This is a genomic window from Gordonibacter urolithinfaciens (genome assembly GCF_900199375.1).
Lineage (GTDB): Bacteria > Actinomycetota > Coriobacteriia > Coriobacteriales > Eggerthellaceae > Gordonibacter > Gordonibacter urolithinfaciens.
Window position 1 is genome coordinate 150,566 of record NZ_LT900217.1, and the last position, 17,330, is coordinate 167,895.

The 17,330-nt window shown below is 62.3% G+C and carries 13 protein-coding genes and 1 tRNA gene; 3 read left to right on the forward strand and 11 right to left on the reverse strand.

What is annotated here, in order from left to right; genetic code table 11:
- Positions 1-90: 90 nt before the first annotated feature.
- The 3 genes from BN3560_RS00695 to BN3560_RS00705 all read right to left on the reverse strand — a co-directional run bounded on the left by BN3560_RS00695 (position 91) and on the right by BN3560_RS00705 (position 3,006).
- A complete protein-coding gene (locus BN3560_RS00695) occupies positions 91-474 on the reverse strand; it encodes a DUF3343 domain-containing protein (protein WP_227115420.1) in 384 nt (127 codons plus the stop codon).
- Between the two features lie 4 nt (positions 475-478).
- Positions 479-1,756, reverse strand: a complete 1,278-nt coding sequence (locus tag BN3560_RS00700; RefSeq protein ID WP_096226596.1) for a double-cubane-cluster-containing anaerobic reductase — start codon at positions 1,754-1,756, stop codon at positions 479-481.
- A 428-nt stretch (positions 1,757-2,184) separates the two neighbouring features.
- Positions 2,185-3,006, reverse strand: a complete 822-nt coding sequence (locus BN3560_RS00705) for a formate/nitrite transporter family protein (protein ID WP_096228538.1) — start codon at positions 3,004-3,006, stop codon at positions 2,185-2,187.
- A 467-nt stretch (positions 3,007-3,473) separates the two neighbouring features.
- On the opposite strand from BN3560_RS00705, the gene selA reads away from it, so the two are divergent.
- From selA to BN3560_RS14205, 3 genes are all read left to right on the forward strand, one after another.
- Entirely contained in the window at positions 3,474-5,018 is a 1,545-nt protein-coding gene (gene selA / locus BN3560_RS00710; protein WP_096226597.1) for an L-seryl-tRNA(Sec) selenium transferase, read from the forward strand.
- Positions 5,015-6,955 (forward strand): selenocysteine-specific translation elongation factor, encoded by a 1,941-nt coding sequence (selB, locus tag BN3560_RS00715; RefSeq protein WP_096226598.1) that lies wholly within the window; start codon positions 5,015-5,017, stop codon positions 6,953-6,955. The genes selA and selB overlap by 4 nt, the downstream gene beginning before the upstream one ends.
- A 453-nt stretch (positions 6,956-7,408) precedes the next feature.
- Positions 7,409-7,505, forward strand: a tRNA-Sec gene (locus BN3560_RS14205).
- Between the two features lie 369 nt (positions 7,506-7,874).
- Here BN3560_RS14205 and BN3560_RS00720 read toward each other — a convergent pair.
- From BN3560_RS00720 to BN3560_RS00755, 8 genes are all read right to left on the reverse strand, one after another.
- Positions 7,875-8,906, reverse strand: coding sequence for a Coenzyme F420 hydrogenase/dehydrogenase, beta subunit C-terminal domain (locus BN3560_RS00720; RefSeq protein ID WP_096226599.1), 1,032 nt, complete (start codon positions 8,904-8,906; stop codon positions 7,875-7,877).
- 5 nt (positions 8,907-8,911) lie between these two features.
- Entirely contained in the window at positions 8,912-10,315 is a 1,404-nt protein-coding gene (locus tag BN3560_RS00725; protein ID WP_096226600.1) for a lipopolysaccharide biosynthesis protein, read from the reverse strand.
- Positions 10,316-10,358: 43 nt separating this feature from the next.
- Positions 10,359-11,501, reverse strand: a complete 1,143-nt coding sequence (locus tag BN3560_RS00730) for a polysaccharide pyruvyl transferase family protein (RefSeq protein WP_157780522.1) — start codon at positions 11,499-11,501, stop codon at positions 10,359-10,361.
- A 31-nt stretch (positions 11,502-11,532) separates the two neighbouring features.
- Positions 11,533-12,633 (reverse strand): EpsG family protein, encoded by a 1,101-nt coding sequence (locus BN3560_RS00735; RefSeq protein WP_157780523.1) that lies wholly within the window; start codon positions 12,631-12,633, stop codon positions 11,533-11,535.
- Positions 12,634-12,644: 11 nt separating this feature from the next.
- A complete protein-coding gene (locus BN3560_RS00740; RefSeq protein WP_157780524.1) occupies positions 12,645-14,000 on the reverse strand; it encodes a DUF362 domain-containing protein in 1,356 nt (451 codons plus the stop codon).
- Between the two features lie 14 nt (positions 14,001-14,014).
- Entirely contained in the window at positions 14,015-15,064 is a 1,050-nt protein-coding gene (locus tag BN3560_RS00745; protein ID WP_231897413.1) for a glycosyltransferase, read from the reverse strand.
- 62 nt (positions 15,065-15,126) lie between these two features.
- Positions 15,127-16,062, reverse strand: coding sequence for an ATP-grasp fold amidoligase family protein (locus BN3560_RS00750; protein WP_096226605.1), 936 nt, complete (start codon positions 16,060-16,062; stop codon positions 15,127-15,129).
- Positions 16,063-17,328 (reverse strand): UDP binding domain-containing protein, encoded by a 1,266-nt coding sequence (locus tag BN3560_RS00755; protein WP_096226606.1) that lies wholly within the window; start codon positions 17,326-17,328, stop codon positions 16,063-16,065. It lies immediately after the preceding gene.
- Positions 17,329-17,330: the final 2 nt, after the last annotated feature.

The following is a 17,330-nucleotide window of genomic DNA, read 5'->3' on the forward strand; positions in this document are numbered from 1 at the left end:
CAGAGCCCTTGCCCTACGAGCGACCTGCCAGAGGCGGCGAGGCGGAGCTTTCGATACGGCCCCGCACGGGCATCCCACGAGGGCGGTGCCTCAGCAGTAGCGGTCCCGGTCGGGGCGTATCTGGCGCGGCAGGCGCGCCACGCCCTCGATGTGCGCGCCGCATGCCTGCGCGACCGCGCGGATGCGCTCCTCGTCGTCGCACGACACGAGCAGGCTCATGCCGCACTCGGCGCGCGCGGCGCGCGGAGTGGGCGAGATGCGCGCGTCCACGCCGGTGCCCTTCAGCGCGCCGAACAGGGCCAGCCCGTCGGTGTGCCCGCGGAACAGCACGTAGCAGTCCACGGGCGCCCCGGACTGCGCGTCGCCGTCCGGGGCGCCGGGGGAACCGGGGCCGTTGCCGGGAGCCTCCGGCGCATCGGCAGCGCCCGGGCCTCCCGCCCCCTGCGCGGCGGGCTCGCCGCCGACGGGCTCCACGGGCCTACTCCCCCAGCATTTCCACGAACGCGCCCACGCGCGTGCGCAGCTGCTCGGCATCGTTGTCGGTGTAGTCGGTCTCCAGCGCCAGGCAGGGGATTCCCTCGGCCTCGAGCGCTGCGGCCAGGCTCGGCTTCTCCACGTCGTAGAGCGTGCAGAACTTCAGGTTCGCATCGATCACGCCGTCCACGTGGTACTCGCGCGCCATGCGCACCACGTCGGCGATACGGCCGGGGTTCGGCGTGAAGCAGGCGCAGTTGTTCTTCATGTAGCGCTCGGACAAGGCCTGGAACTGGCCTTCCAACGTATCGGCGGACTCGTCCACCAGGTTCTCGAAGTAGCGCGTGCCCGTGCACATCTCCTCGCATACCACGGCCGCGCCGCTCGTCTCGATGATGTGGTGCAGCTTCCAGTTGGGGATGGCCAGCGGCGTGCCCGTGACCAGGATGCGCTTCGTGCCCGCCGGGAACACGCTCACGCCGTCGGCGATGCGCTGCTCCAGCTCGTCGGCCAGCTTGTTCGCCATCTCGGCGCAGCGGGCCGGATCGTCGAAGAACGCGATCTGCATCATGAGCAGGGCGTCCTTGCCGCTGATGGGAATGCAGCCCTCCGCCTTGCGCGCCTCGAACACGCGCGCGAGCGCACGGCGCTTCTCGTTGATCAGCCCGATGGCCGCGCCCAGCGCCTCGGGCGTGAGCGCGCGGCCGGTGACGTCCTCCACCTCGCGCGCGAACTCGGCGATCTCGCCCGTCCACTTCTCGATGTCCTTGGGGCGCTTCATCTGCGGCATGTCCATGACGTAGGTGCGCTTGTCGGCGCCGAGTATCTCGTAGGCCTTCTTCTTGCCGTCGCACGTGGTCTCGCCCACGTACATATCCGCCACGCTGAAGTAAGGGCAGGTCTTGCCGAAGTGCGCGCCGAGCGACGCCTTCACCAGCGGGCACAGGTCGCTCGGCAGCACCTTCTCGCCCTCGGGCACCCAGAACTGCGAGCCGCCGCAGAGCCCGGTGACGGCGCCGCCGCAGGCCACCACCACCTCGTCGGGCACGAACACGCAGAACGTGCCGAACACCTTGCCGCCCTTTTTCTGCAGTTCGATGAGCTCGGCGGGGCGCACGCCGTGGATCTCGGACACGACGAAGTCATAGAAGGCCATGTTCTCGGGACGGTTCTCTTGGGAGAGGTACGTGTCGCCGAAGGCGGCGGGCAACACGGCGCACAGCTGGTCGTGCGTCTCCAGGTCCATGTCCAAATCGGTCCACATCTGGCGGTAGTCGGTCATAGGGGTATCCTCCTTCGCAGGGGTCTGCGTCTCGTCTTCTCGTCTGTCGATGGAGCCGAGCCCGGGGCAGACGGGAACGCCGCCGGGAACGGCGGTGCAGAACAAGCGGGCGCGGGGGCAGAGGCGCGTCCGCCGGCTTCCCTTGAAGCACGGTGGGTGGACGGCGATGCGGCCCCGATGCAGAAGGGGGACGCGCCTTTGGCAGAAGGTGCGCGTCCGGCGGGCAGGCTGCCGTCGGAAACCAGTATAGCGCAGGCAGGTCGGCCGCGCGCAGAAAGAGCATGACCCGTTCGGCCAGGTGTCGCCGGGGCAGGCCGCCGGCACCGCAGGGCTGCAGCGACAACAGGGCGCGACCGAGGGCGCGCACGCCCACAGCGCTGCAGCCGCACGCGGGCGCACGCTGCTGCAAGCTGGATCTCGCTCGCCGCCTAGCGCGCTTCCCTGCCCCGGTAGGCGTACCAGTACGCGAGCCCCACCAGAACGCCGCCCGCCACGTTGCCGAGCGTGGCCAGCACGAGGTTCGCCGCCGCGCCGCCCAGCGACACGGCCCCGGCGGCCCCCACTCCGCCCAGAACGTTCAGCAGGATGCCCGTGGAGAGGAAGAACATGTTCGCCACGCAGTGCTCGAAGCCGCACGCCACGAAGGCGGCGATGGGCAGCAGGATGCCCACGACCTTGTCCGTCACCGAGCGCGACGCGAACCCTATCCACACCGCCAGGCACACCAGCACGTTGCACATGACGGCCTTGAAGAACAGCTCCACGGGGCCGAGCGACGCCTTGGCCGAGGCAACCGACACGAACGTCGCGCCCACCTCGCCGCCGTTCATGCCCTGCACGTTCGCCAGCAGCACGAGCGCCATCGCCGCAAGCGAGCCGGCCAGGTTCCCCAGCCACACCAGGCCCCAGTTTCCCAGCACCGCGCGCCACGGCACGCGGCCCGAGACCCTCGAGCACACCATGAGCACGTTGCCGGTGAACAGCTCGGCGCCGCAGCAGAGCACGAGCACGAGGCCCAGGCAGAAGCACACGCCGCCTACGAGCCGCTGCACGGCGAAGGGCAGCGTGGCATCGGAGAGGAACGTGCAGAAGAACATGCCGCCGAACCCGATGAACGCCCCGGCGAGCATTGCCGAGACGAAGCACCTGCCCATCGGCAGGGCAGCCTTCGCGCACGCCGCGTCCTCGACCCGCTTTTCCACCTCGGTCGGCGAAAAGGCCTCCAACTTGAGCCCCGCGCCTTCTTGCATCACCGCCACGTCGAATCCCCTTCTCCCTGCTCTTCCCTTGCTGCGGCAAAACGCCCGCCGGGCCTCACCCGGCGGGCGTTTTGGCCCGCGAACGCACCATTATCGCAGATTCGGGCCCGGTTCGCCCCAGAAATTCCCACCATCTTCCTTCCCGCCTTCCAGCCCCGAGCGCATGCGCCCGGCTGGCTGTTCGGAATGCACCCGAGGAGGCCCCCCTCCCCCACCGAAGCCGCCTCCGGGATGCCTCGTCTCCGAATGCGCCCCACGTCGGCGGGACGCGCCCCGCGCCGCCCCTTCCGCGCGCCCTTCCCTCTGCCGGCCCCTCTCGCGCAACGCGCGCTGCCTTTCCCCTCCCCGTCCTGCGGGGATTCGTCGCACGCCGCCGTTTCGGGCCGGCGGCCCGGTCCGACATTGGTATACTGCTCGGGAAACCTTGCGTCCGGCCCGCTTATCGAGAAAGGCATCCCATGGCACCCACGCCCGCCCGCGACTTGCTGCGATCCCTGCCCCCCGTAGAGGAGGTGCTGCGCTCCCCCCAGGTGAGCGCGCTCGCGCCGCTGCTCCCGCACGACATCCTGGCCGACTGCGTGCGCGATGCCGTCGATGCCGTGCGCAGCGCCATATTGGCCGGGAGCCGGGAGCCGGTGGACGGCGCCGCCCTCGCCGACGACGCGTGCGCCCGGGCGCTGGCCTGCCTGCGCCCCTCGCTCAGGCGCGTGGTGAACGCCACGGGCGTGGTGGTGCACACGAACCTGGGACGCAGCCCGCTGGCAGACGAGGCCGTGCATGCCGTGACGGAGGCGGCGCGGGGCTATTCCACGCTGGAGTACGACACGGACGCGATGGCCCGCGGCAGCCGCCACGACCACGTGGAGGGCCTGCTCTGCGCGCTCACCGGCGCCGAGGCCGCCATCGCGGTGAACAACAACGCCGCGGCCGTGGTCATGGTGCTGGCCGAGTTCGCCCAGGGGCGCGAGGCCGTGGTGTCGCGCGGCGAGCTCGTGGAGATCGGCGGGTCGTTCCGCATCCCGGACATCATGGCGTTCTCGCGCGCCCGCATGGTGGAGGTGGGCGCCACGAACAAGACGCACGCGGCCGACTACGAGCGGGCCCTCACCCCGGACACGGCCATGCTGCTGAAGGTGCACCCTTCCAACTACCGTATCGTCGGGTTCTCGGAGCAGGTGGGCATGCGCGAGATGCGCGCCCTCGCCGATGCCGAGAACGAGCGCCGCCGCGCCGCGGGCGTGGAGGACGAGGTGCTGGTGTACGAGGACCAGGGCTCGGGCGCGTTCATCAACCTGGCCTGCTTCGGCGCCTACGCCGAGCCCACCGTGGCCGAGTCGCTGCGCGGGGGATGCGACCTGGTATCGTTCTCGGGCGACAAGCTGCTCGGCGGCCCGCAGGCTGGCATCGTGGTGGGGTCGAAGCAGCTTATCGACCGCCTGAAGAAAAACCCGCTCGCGCGCGCCATGCGCCTGGACAAGATGACGCTGGCCGCGCTCGAAGCCACGCTGCGCCTGTACCTGGACCCCGAGCGCGCGCTTACGGCCATCCCCACGCTCCGCATGCTTTCCGAGCCCGACGGAGCCGTGCGCGTACGCGCCGAGCGCCTGGCCGACGCGCTGCGCCGGGCCGTGCCCGCGGGCTGCGCGCGCATCGAGGTGGTGCCCGAGGTGGCGCGGGCCGGCGGCGGGGCGCTGCCGCTGTGCGACATCCCCACGTTCGCGGCGAGCATCTCCTTCGAGCGCGGCGACGCGCAGGAATGCGAGGCCTTCCTCGTGTCGAAGCGCGCGGTGCCCGTCATCGGTCGCATCAAGCGCGAGGCCGTGCTGCTGGACGCGCGCACCATCGGGGAGGACGACATCGCCGAGATCGCCGAGGCGGTGCGCGCCTACTTCGAGGGGCCGGGCGCTGCGGCGGCGTCGGCCGGGATAGCGGAAGGGGCAGCGGAAGGCTCCCCTGCCCCGGCAGCGCCCGCGGCCGGCCGCTCGGCGGGAGCGGGCGCATGAGCGCCGCCGCGGGCGGCCGCCGCGTCGTGCTGGGCACGGCGGGCCACATCGACCACGGCAAGTCCACGCTCGTGCAGGCGCTCACCGGGGAGGACCCCGACCGCCTGGCCGAGGAGAAGCGCCGCGGCATCACCATCGAGCTGGGCTTCGCGCAGCTGGAGCTGCCGGACGGCAGCGCGCTCGGCGTGGTGGACGTGCCGGGCCACGAGCGCTTCGTGCGCCAGATGATCGCGGGCTCCACGGGCATCGACCTGGCGCTTCTGTGCATCGCAGCCGACGACGGCGTCATGCCGCAGACCGAGGAGCACCTGGCCGTGCTGGAGCTGCTGGGCATCGCGCGCTGCGTGGTGGCCCTCACGAAGCGCGACCTGGTGGACGAGGAGTGGGCCGCGTTCATGGCCGACGAGGTGCGCGGGCGCCTGGCGGGCGGCCCGTACGCCGACGCGGCCGTCGTGCCGGTGTCGGCGCGCACGGGCGAGGGCCTGGACGAGCTGCGCGCGACGCTGGCGGAGGCCGCGCGCGGCCTCGTGCGCGCGAAGGACGGCTCTTCCGCGCGCCTGCCCGTGGACCGTGCGTTCAGCATCAAGGGCTCGGGCACCGTGGTCACGGGGACGCTCTGGAGCGGGCAGGTGGCGCCGGGCGACGAGCTGGAGGTGCTGCCCGGCGGCACGCGGGCGCGCGTGCGCTCCGCGCAGATACACGGCCAACCGGTTGAGCGCGCCGAGGCCGGCAACCGCGTGGCGCTCAACCTGGCGGGCGTGGACACCGGCGAGGTGCGCCCCGGCATGCTGCTGGCAGCCCCCGGCACGGTGGAGCCCACCGACCGCTTCGACGCCTGGCTCACGTACCTGGGTGCGCCCGGCGCGCCGGAGGCGCTGGAGACGGGCACGCGCGTGCGCGTGGCCCACGGCACCGCCGAGGTGCCGGGGCGCGTGCTGCTCATGGGCGGCCGCGCCGCGCTCGGCGCGCGCGAGGGCGCCTACGCGCAGATCCGCCTGGACGAGCCGCTGCCGGCGTCCCGCGGCGACCGCTTCGTCGTGCGCTCCCTGACGCCCGTGCACGTGGTGGGCGGCGGCCAGGTGCTGCACGCGCACCCGCGCCGCCGCACGAACCTGAAGCCCGGCGAGGAGGCGCTGCTCGACGCCCTGCGCGCCGGCGACGAGGACGGTGCCTGCGATGCGGCGCTCGCGCTGGCGGCCGCGCCCGTCACGGCGGCCGAGCTGGCCGCGGCGGCGGGCATCCCGGCCGCAGCGGCGGGGCGGCGCCTCGGAGAGCGCTGCAAGCAGGGTCTCGTGCGCCTGGGCGACGGGGCGGGCGCTCACTTCGCCGAGCGCGCCGTGCTGCAGAAGCTGGACAGCGCGCTGAAGAACGCGCTTCTGCGCTTCCACGCCGAGCAGCCGGCGGCCACGGGCATCTCGAAGGGCGCGCTCGCCGCGCGGCTCCCCGGCGCGCTGTCCGATGCCTGCATCGACGCGCTCGTGGAGCGCGCCCGCACGGACGGGCGCGTGGTGGTGGACGGCGGCCTCATCGGCCACCCGCGCGCCGGCGGCGGGGCGCGCAAGCTCGAAGAGCAGGCGGCCGAGGCGCTCGCGTCGGTGCTTGCCGCAGCCGCAGCCGCCCCGCCTACCGTGGCCGAGCTCGTGGCGCAGGCGGGCGTCGATGCCTCTGTCGCGCACCGCGCGCTCGGCGCGCTCGAGAAGGCCGGGCGCATCCGCCGCGTGAGCGGCGAGCTGGCCTTCGACGCGGCCGCCTACGAGGCGCTCGAGCAGGCGGCCGTCGCGCTGCTGCGCGGCCAGGGCGGCGCCACGGCGGCCGAGCTGCGCGACGCCATGGGCACCACGCGCAAGTACGCCATCCCGCTGCTGGAGCACTTCGACGCCCAGGGCGTCACGCGCCGCGACGGCGACCTGCGCGTGCTGGGCCCCAAGCGCGCGTAAGCCCCCGCCCTCCGGCCTCCATCCTCCCGACCCCAACCCTGCAACGGTGCCGCATCCTGTCGCAGGGTTGGGCGCCCGGGTTCCCTGCAGGAGGAAGTGCCTCTCCCCACCGGCCTTTCTGCACAGAAATCACCGGTTTTTTACGCATTGTCGGCCCTTGGTCGGCAAATTGGGCACCCATCATTTCGCCATCAGGGAAAACGTTGGGCGCAAACGTCCGGGTCCAAGCTACAGCAGCACGCTGAGCCCGCGAATCCGCAATAATCGGTGATTTCTGTGCAAGTTCCCCCGCTGCGACAGCACACAGGCCGCCTCGTCCCAGCCAGGAAGGAAGCCTGTTTGGGGCAAGCCCCTGCGGAAACGGCCCCCTTTCGGCAAGATGCCACTTTTTTTGCATTTTGCAGCGTTTTCGGCCGTTTTGCCTTATTATAGTCAACGTTGCCTTTTGCTCTTGGAGATGGATGGGTCCTGGTGGGCCCCGCGGCCTTCAAAGCCGTTGTGAGGCGCGCAGAACGTCTCGGGTGTGTTCGATTCGCACGCATCTCCGCCAAAAACCACGAGCGCCCGCGCCTCACCGAGACGCGGGCGCTTTTCCATTGCGGAAAATACGGGCACGAAAAGCAAGGGGGATTTCTGCTCCGTATCGTACGCCACACTTGGCGACAGTTGCCTCGAAGCCGCTACTGCCCACATTGCCTCACACATATTTTATTTCTTCGATGCCCCACCAGTTAGCATCGTTCTAATCGATATCAACGATCTCCTGATGACAGCAGGGATGAGATACGCGTGGTTGTTAAAGAACAGGCTGGCAGAATGTTTTGCACTCCCATACCTGGGTCTCAAGAAGTCGTCGGCAACTGCCTCAATCCCGCCCTTGCGAAAAATCGACCAAAACTCATCCCTTCGAGAGTTCGCTCTAAAGGGCAAGCGCAATGGGCCGTTTCCCTCGATCGCTTCCTGGAGCTTTTTTTTGAACCATCACAAGACTCTCGCTGATCGCAGCAAGCTCCTTGGCCCCTTGTTGGGTATCAACAAGCACCAGACTGATTCCACGCTCGTCATTTCTGTGGCAACGCGATTCCGAGACGTAACCCCAGAAATCTGCGAGTGTCAGGTCTCCCAACCGCCGCGTCCCGACATAGGGGCATTTGCAACAACTGGGACGGGATATGAAGTCGCCAAGAAACGCCCTCAGGTACAAATCATCCGTGGTTGGCCAGCTTCTCGTCGAACCGTCCAGAAAACGCATTTCCATACTGAAGATCGTCCATGATGGGTCTTTCTTTCGGAAACTGGCCCCCGTGATCTTCGAACCCGACTCTTTCTCTCTAAACCAACGGTACTCCCGCCAAAACAGAGGAGACGGCGCTCCATGGCAGAGAACGTCGACGGTGATAAGATTTCCTGTCGGTATTTTCTCCGACAATTTCCGCATCGCCGCAACCTGGCACGGCGTTCCGGTAAACAAGACGAGCTCGCCCGCGCGCAATCTGTCCGCGCACACCGAGAGCGCAGTTGCGACATCGCTCTGCACGTACTTCGATCCACGCATGGATTCGACGATTGCACGATCACGCGTCACGATATGACGGACATCGAACGCATCATCGAATACCGCGCCACATACCCAGCCGCCCCTTCCAAGAACGGCATCGGCAAGCAGCATGAAAACCCCTCCGGAGGTCGCCGAAGCTCGACGCTCGCCATCCTTGTCCCAGCACGCCAGCGCCTCGATCGGAATATCCGAACGAGATACGGGATAAAGCTCCGGACAAGCTGTCGAGCACGCTCCGCAGCCGACGCACCTACTGATCACAATAGAGGGACGCAAGAACCCCTCGTCGTCAGACACCATGGCGATGGCGCCGAAACGGCAGGATGCGGCGCACGCCGAGCACCCTGTGCACCACTCGGGATCTGCCAGCCTCGGCTTGACAGCGTCTTTCATATCACTCACCCCTTCCTTTTGAAGATTGCTGTAGCACCGCCCAAGAGGCCTCGATACCTCACGATAGTGAACGCCACGAGTGCGACCGACAAACCCAAGGAGATCGTCGTGGCATGCACGATGCCTATACTTAGGAGGGCCACCTCTGCGAGCAGCACGGAAAGGCCAACAACCTGGTACGGCAAGTCCATCTCTATCCTTACAAACTTTCGCGTGTCGAATGCTCTGGAGATTGAGATGATCGAATATGCGACAACCGAACCGACAATGGGGCCCCATACGCCGATTTCGGTGGCGAGAAGAACACTCAGCACAACGTTGGATAGAGCCCCTACGACGGTCGTTACGAAGATCATCCTGTTTTGCTTTGCAGCGTTGTACAGCACGCCAAAATACGTCGAGTAGCCGTTTACCACCGCACCGAACATGAGCAACGGCACGAACAGCCGCGCCTCGTAGAACCCGCTGCTCAGCATGACGCGCGACAGCGGTTCGGTGATAGCGATGGCAAGTGAGCCAGCACATAGCAGAAGAGCTGAATAAACGCGAAACACAATGCTGAACGACCGGCTACGATCTGCGGCAGAATATTCCCGTGCCGAGAATATCTGCCATGCCTGCTGAAAAACAGACACCAGCATGTTCATCACGGCCGGGAGCTTCGATGCCGCTGTGTACAAGCCTGCAACCGCAATGCCGCTGGAAAACAGAACGATATAACGCCCCGACAGGTTTACGAACCACCATGCGAGCGCATTAGGAACCATGGGAATGCTGTAGCGAAGTAGTCTGCGCATGAGATCCCCATCGATGCTCCCTAGGGAGAAGTAGCGCCACATCCTCGCACCAATCGTCACGAGCAGGAGCTGTGTTGCCTGGCATAGTATGAGGGCGAGCAAGTAGCCGGTGATTCCGGCACGGAGAACACCGAGAAGCAGGTAACCGGCCCCGCAGAGCACAAGTGTGCTGATTACTCCAGACGCCGCATAGAGCTTCGTCTTTCCAAGCCCCTTCGCGAACTGCATGCACACCGTCTTGAACGAAGTAACAAGGCAAAGGGTAACGAGGTACCACGTGTAGTCAAACCCAGTGAAGGCATAGCCAGCAATACCAACCACTGCGACTACAGGTGCAAGAGCGAAGGCGACGGACACACCCGTAGATAGCACTTTCCGTGGGTCAGAGTCCCGATCTATCGAGTAGCGAAAAACTCCCTCGTATATCCCAAGACAGCAGAGGGGGTAAAGCAACTCCGACATGTTGTTAACAAGCTCACCGATACCGTATTGCTCAGTAGAAAGCAGCGCGGTGTACATAGGCAATAGAAGGAACTGCATGAGCTTTGTAAGCATGTTGCCTACCGCAAAAACCATGGTATCGCTGACAAGACGCTTGTAGGCTCGCTTCATGAAATCGCCCCTCCCCCCACCCGAGCACGCTTCAGCGCCACTTTCACACCGCCTCGATCAAATCATGTAGTTCCTCGTAATATGGGGCGGCGAACGGCGGGGCGGCTGCGCCCTCGGGAAACCTCGTCATCAAGCCTCGCGCAAGGTCTGGCACGGACGCAAGATCACCTGCGACCGTTATCGCCTCATCGCCCGCATCCTCAAACCATTGAGCACCCGAGGTCACCTTGTGGTCAGCGGTCCTGAGCACAACCACGGGCGTTCCGGCGATACGGGCAAAGATAGTGCCGTGATAGCGATCAGTCACTACGACTCTATAATGGGCATACGACTCGATCACCTTCTCGATTCGACTCCACGCCTCCTTCGAATCAAGATCAATCCCGCCGAGATCAACCGTTGTGTCCGTCTGGGCAAGGGAGCCGATCTGCCGCTCAAGCTCGTCGGCAAGAGCATCGATTTCGCCATACGAATAGAACTTCTCCCCGTCGTTCCTCGTGCAAAGTAGCGCGCCCGAACGATGTCCGTCGAATTCGTATTTACCGATGAGCGTAGTGACCACATCGGGGTAAAGCCTGACATCGACCTTGGGGTAGATGGATCGGGCCTTTTCGGCGGACACTGCATCCCGCGCCAAGAAGAGGGTGCGAGGATGCGCGTTTATCGCCCTTATATCGCGGCGCATGCCTCGCTTGCTCAGGAACTTTATGCTCGTTGGAAAGAACACGATCCTGTTCCCAGGAAAGGAGTCAGGAATCATGCGATGCGCCGTCTCGTCCGGATGCAGCCCATCCATAGTGTGGCCGCTCTGCATGATTATGACGTCGTCGGGTCGAACCAGCCGCTTCAAAAGCACCGCCGTCCTCGCGGCCCCTCCGTTGAAATCCCTGCTCGAAATTTTCACTATCTCGGCACCGGGGCAATTAGCCTCGACCCAAGCAAGAATGCAGAACTTCTGCGCCTGATCGCCCAAGTTGTTGTGGGTGGGAACGCCAAAATACCAAACCCTTGGACGCTCGGCACCCTGCAGGCCATTGAGCATCTTCAACAACGCTTTGTTGTCTTTGTGCGCCAAAGGGTGGCGGAGAGCAAGCCGAATAGGACGCACGATCTCCCTATTGACCATCACGGCGAAGGCGGACAAGCCGGGTATCGACTTAAACTTCATCTTGAATTCGTTGTTCATCGTTTGTCCTTCATAGACGGTTTTCCCACTCTCACCAACCCAATATTGCCAACACGTTCGAAAAATCGACCGCATAAGGGATGACGCCCTGCCATTCAGGTCGGAGCAGTCCTACGGCAAAAAAGTACGCGAAGGACATCGAGCACAGAAAAACAAGGGAGAACGTCCGCTCTTTCTGTTTCGGGGCGGTCAAAGCAATGGGAATTGAGATGACTGCGAATATCGAGAAGTAATACGCGAGCCGCGCAAAGATCTCAGCTTGAACGCCCGTCACTTGGAAGAGAACGGCGAGCATCATGGCGTGCTGATAAAAGGACAGCATCCCACGATCATCCAAGTTCGTTCGCTTAAGAACTTCGATATAGTTCACAACAAAAAACGCAAGCACGGCAACGAATGCGAGCTGAATGACAGCACCGAAATAATTTGAAGCCATGAAATCGCTACTGTACACATCTTCACGACCGAGAACCCATTGCGCAAGCGCAAGAACAACGTTAAAGGCAAGCAGGCAGATCGCGTAAAGCGCAAGGTACACGAACACGTAGCCTTTGCGAAAACCTATTTTCGTCAGAGGCAAGATGACGAGAGCGATCAATGCATAAACGTGAAACATGGAAGCGGCAACGACGCAAGCCACAAAACCAACATTGCTCCGCTTTAGAAGAAAGACGAATGCAACCACCAGCAAGGCGGCGGCAATTCCCTGCCTCATGACGTTCATATAGGCCGTATAAATGTTGAGCGTGATAAAAAGAAAGCAACTCAACAGGGGGTTCTCCGAATATTTGTATATCGCATAGCCGATGGGAACATACATTACAATCGCCGTGAATACGAGAAGCAATTGGTAGTTGCTGGACAGCTGGTTCAAGAGAAGGCACAGAGCAGTAAAACCCGGCTCGTATCGCTCCAAAGCAAACGCCGACCAACCCTCGGCCCCAATCCTCGCGTACGCGCGAATGAACTGCTCCGTGTCAACGCCAACCGTGTAGCTTCTGCATGCAGCGATACAAATGAGCAGGGCGAAGACCAAGGCGACGTACAATCTTTTCGCCTTGGTTGAGCGTTTTGGCCTGATGACAATCGCCAAAAGTAGGAGGGTTAGCAGAACGAGGCTGTAGAAAAACATTTGCGCTCGCCTTAATCTAAAGAGTCGAGTTCGACATGGCCCACCCATCCGGACGGAGGGGTGAAGCGGCGTACAGGGGAAATATGATTGAAGGACACGGGGTTCCGCCCGTCCATACTGCACATCACATCACCCGGCAATCCGGAGACCAAAGGAAGACGCTCCACCTTGAATGCATGCGCCAATGAAGGTATTTTCTGGAAATCAAATCCCATAATCCTGGAAGCCACCATGTCAACGATGACGGGATTACCCCCGCATAGCAGAACTCCGGCATCGACCGGATCAGGCTCAAGCGGGCCCTCGCCTTCGCCCGCTACGATCCCGTCCACAATCGCAACGTATCCCATTCGAACGGATCGGCTCAAAGTCCCATCGAGATTTCCGTACAGGAGAATCTTGTTGAGATCGAGAATCGTCCTCCAAAGCGTATCGTTACCGAACCAACTGCCGTTTCTGGCAACCGCCCTGTTGTCGCCCCACACCTTTTTCGCAATCCATTTCAAGGGGACGAGTACGCGAGCGATGGGCCGCGCCAGATTAGCAATGCTTTTCGCCCGTGCCGTCAGCACTCCCTCGGCCTTCCTAGCCATGCCGTTCTCCGCAAATTGATCGCCGCCATCAGCCGGCGCGCCAACGGTATGATGAGGGAGTAGATTCTTGTTCGTGCTGACTCCCACAAGGTTTTTCAGACAGCAGGTCATGCCTGCCTTTTTATGAGTCTTCAACTTCGGCAGATTGACGAAGATATCGGCTTCCATAACAGACCCGCCCATCTCGTACAGATTGGTTTGTCCGTCGTGCGCCCTATTCGTCTCCTCGATATCGTAGCTCGCTCCGTAGTAGCCTCCCAAAGAGGTCTCCTTGGTGAAAAACTCGCTCAGGTCGCCTTCAACGTTGTAAAGGGTCTTTCCAGACGGATCGCCTGGCAGCTCGACGGAAGAAAGGATTATCCCGTCACCAGAGACGTTCCAGCGCTCGTTTCTCATGTCGACGAGAGAAAAGGAGATTCCACCTTCTTCGCACTTACGTCTCCATTCTTCAACCGGCATGAGCGCCACGATCTCGTCGAAATTGGCAGGCGTCATCGGGCTGTCACCGACGATGATAGTTCCAGATCCGGCCATGTTCTCGACCAAGATATCGATCACCGCCGTAATGACGGAAGGATGGGTGATCATCTGGACCCATTCATCCCTGCGCAAATGCCTCTCCTGAACCCAGTTGGGTTTGACGAAAACCCTGTCGCCAGGATGCACGCAGCTCAGAACACCAGTGCTCGATATGAGCCGGCCGATCTTCTCCGCATCATATTCGCAACCCGTGAAGCAATGGCAGGTTAGATTTGATATAACGCTTTCCGTCATAGCCGATCCCATCGTTACGCAATATTTGTATAGAAATCTGCCAGCAGCAACGCTGCAGCTCTTTGCGAGTATCCGGCATCGTCGATGCGCATCGCGGGATCCTGGAACCTGCCCTCGAGCGCCGCATTTGCAATCGCATCGCTCCAATCCGACAGTCGTTCCTTTCTTCCAAGGAATGTAGCGACACCGGTAATATCCACCTCAGACGGGACGTCTTTGGAGAACACGCACCTCAGCCCAGATGCTTGGGCCTCAACTGCGGCCACGGGCAATCCTTCACACAAAGACGGCATAGCCAGCACGTCGAATACGGAATACAGCTTGCCCACGTCCTCGCGAAGTCCCAAAAGATGTACTTTGCCCTCCAGCCCGAATTCGGCTATCAAACCGGACAACGCTTCTTCTTCAGGCCCGCTGCCGACGATGAGGAGCTCGGCCCGATGCTCGGTCTTGAGAAGCTCTCGAAACACATCGAACATGAAGGGGTAGTTCTTCTGCTTTGCAAGCCTGCCGACGCATCCAACGACGGGGAAGGCATCGGGGCCGATCGGCAGCTTCCGTTTGAGCTCGGAGGCGGCGGCTTCATCGAAACGAAACGCCTCCACATCGATACCGTTACGGAAGATGCGATAGGACTGATCGCCGAAAAGATAGTCTCCGGCCTCCTGCGAGCAAGCGAGCCGTTCCGTTGCAAATCTTTTTCCGTATCGGATAAGCGGATAGTTTCTTATTCGATGGCTCAAATGCTCCGAACTCGCCGCAAGATGGCTGTGAATAAGCCTGTTTTTCACCCCAGCATACGATGCGGCGCGAAGGACGCAGAAAGCGGTATTCGGAACGTGGCAATGAACTATGGAATAAGCGATTCCTTCGCTTTTTAGCAATTCGTTCACGTACCTGACATATCGAAGCGGCTCTTTCGAAGCGTCCGGAGCACAGTAAATTCTGGAACCAGATGCCATGCACTCCTTCTCGAACGTTATGGATGAAGGAATGTGGTAGAGGTAGTCGAAAGCAATTCTGTTCTGGTCGATCTCCCGCATCATGTTCCAGACATAGCGCATCACGCCCGACTCTTTGCTCATCGCGGGCACGACTTGGAGAACCTTGATTCTCTCACGCGATGTCACCTTATCTCACCTCTATCTGCGGCATCGTCAAACGGCTTATGCGATCTGGACTCTCGCATCCCGCGCACATGCAAGACCTCTCCCCATCGGAAAATGAAGTCATCGGTGAAATAGGGAAGAACGCCTCCCGCGGGAGAAAACGTCAGCTCGCCGAAGTAGACTTTCCCTTCAGCCTCATAGAGGTCGACGCGGACGAAATCGAAATCCGCCGATAAGGACTTCGCTATTTCGAGCATCGTGTCGAACCCGCTGGGTTTCGGAATTTCGCGCTCGTTTTTCATCGAACCCCGAAGGCCCTCGATTGGCTTCCACTCGAGATCGTAAAGGTTGAGCTTCAGCGATTCTTCCCGATTTGAACAGGTGAGGACGAACGAAGGAACACCATTCAGGCAATGGAATTTATAGTCTATAACGTCATCTAAACCGCCGACGTATTCCTCTGCGTAAATACGACGCGGAATCAGCTTGTAGTGTGGCTCCACGCAAGCGCGAGGGTAGTCGGCAGCCAACCACTGGTGAGCATGCGAGATCATATCGTCGACATCAAGTCTCGTCCTATCCATGCAAATGTAATTCATTTCGCAGCCATGTGTGGCCTTGAGGACGAATTTGTCCGGGAAAGCCGAGATGTCGATCTCCTCGACGCTACTCCAAGGCCCCCCGCACAGCGGTATAAGGATGTTTTCGGCACCCAAATTTGCAACGTAGTCCCTTACGGCGTATTTGTCTGTACAGCGAGCCATTAGCTCCTCGTCGGCATTCAGCTCAATCCACGAGATCTTGTCAGCCAATGTTCTCGGTTTTTCGATGTCGAGCCGTCGGCCGTATCTGAATCGGGCATCGAAGAGCTTGGCGTTCTTCGACCCGAAGAAACGCGCAAAACCGTTGAGGAAAGCCCTGTACGTGCTTTTCCCAATCCCATTCGACGACATCTAGTCCCTCCTGAACAGGTCTCGCGTGTACACCTTGCCGACCACGTCAGCCAGCTCGTCACTCCAGCGATTGGCAATTATCACGTCGCAACGCCGCTTGAAGGCATCCAGATCATGCGTCGCCTCGTTACCGAAAAACTCGTTCTCGTCCAAAGTTGGCTCATACACCAGCATGGGGATGCCCTTGGCCTTGATGCGCTTCATGACGCCCTGCACGGAAGATGCCCGGAAATTGTCCGAACCGGCCTTCATGGTCAGGCGGTATACGCCCACCATGGGCATCGCGTCCCAGTCGGCAAATTTTTCCGCAAGCTCCTCCACCTGTGCCGCCACGAAATCCTTGCGTGTTCGGTTGGCGTCAACGATGGCGCCTATCAGGTTCTGCGGCACGTCCTGATAGTTCGCCAAGAGCTGCTTCGTGTCCTTGGGCAGGCAGTAGCCACCATATCCGAAGGAGGGGTTGTTGTAGTGCGAGCCAATGCGCGGTTCCAGGCACACGCCCTCGATGATCTGGGTAGCGTCCAGCCCGTGCACGCACGCGTAGGTATCGAGCTCGTTGAAGTACGCCACGCGCAGAGCCAAGTACGTGTTGGAAAAGAGCTTCACGGCCTCCGCCTCTGTGGCGTGCATAACGAGCTTCGGGATGCCGGCAGTCCCATCGGCGTTCTCGCGCTCCCGCTCGGCGGGGTCGGCCCCCTCCTCCAGCAGCGCCGCAAATCGCTCGGCGTACTCACTTAGAAGGTCGGCTTCAGCATGATTACTCGGCACGCCCACTACGATGCGGCTGGGATGCAGGTTGTCGTAAAGAGCATGCCCCTCGCGCAAGAACTCCGGGCTGAACAGGAAACGTCCCTGCGGGTAGCGCTCGCAGAGCGTCTTAGTGTAGCCTACGGGCACGGTCGACTTCACCACCATGACTGTATCAGGGCTCACGCTCAGTACCAGTTCCACCACCTGTTCCACAAGGCTCGTATCGAAATAGTCTTTCTCAGGATCGTAGTTGGTGGGCGTGGCTATGACCACCAACTCGGCCGCCGCGTAGGCCGCATATCCGTCAAGCGTCGCTGCAAGCGCAAGCTCGCGCACACCGGCTTTCGCCTCTGTCAGGAACCGCTCGATCTCCGCGTCCCGGATGGGGCTCGCCCAACGGTTGATCGCATCCACCTTCTCGGGCACCACGTCCACGGCCGCAACCTCGTTGCGCTGCGCGAGCAGCACAGCGAGCGAGAGCCCGACGTATCCTGTGCCCGCTATAGCTATCCTCATAT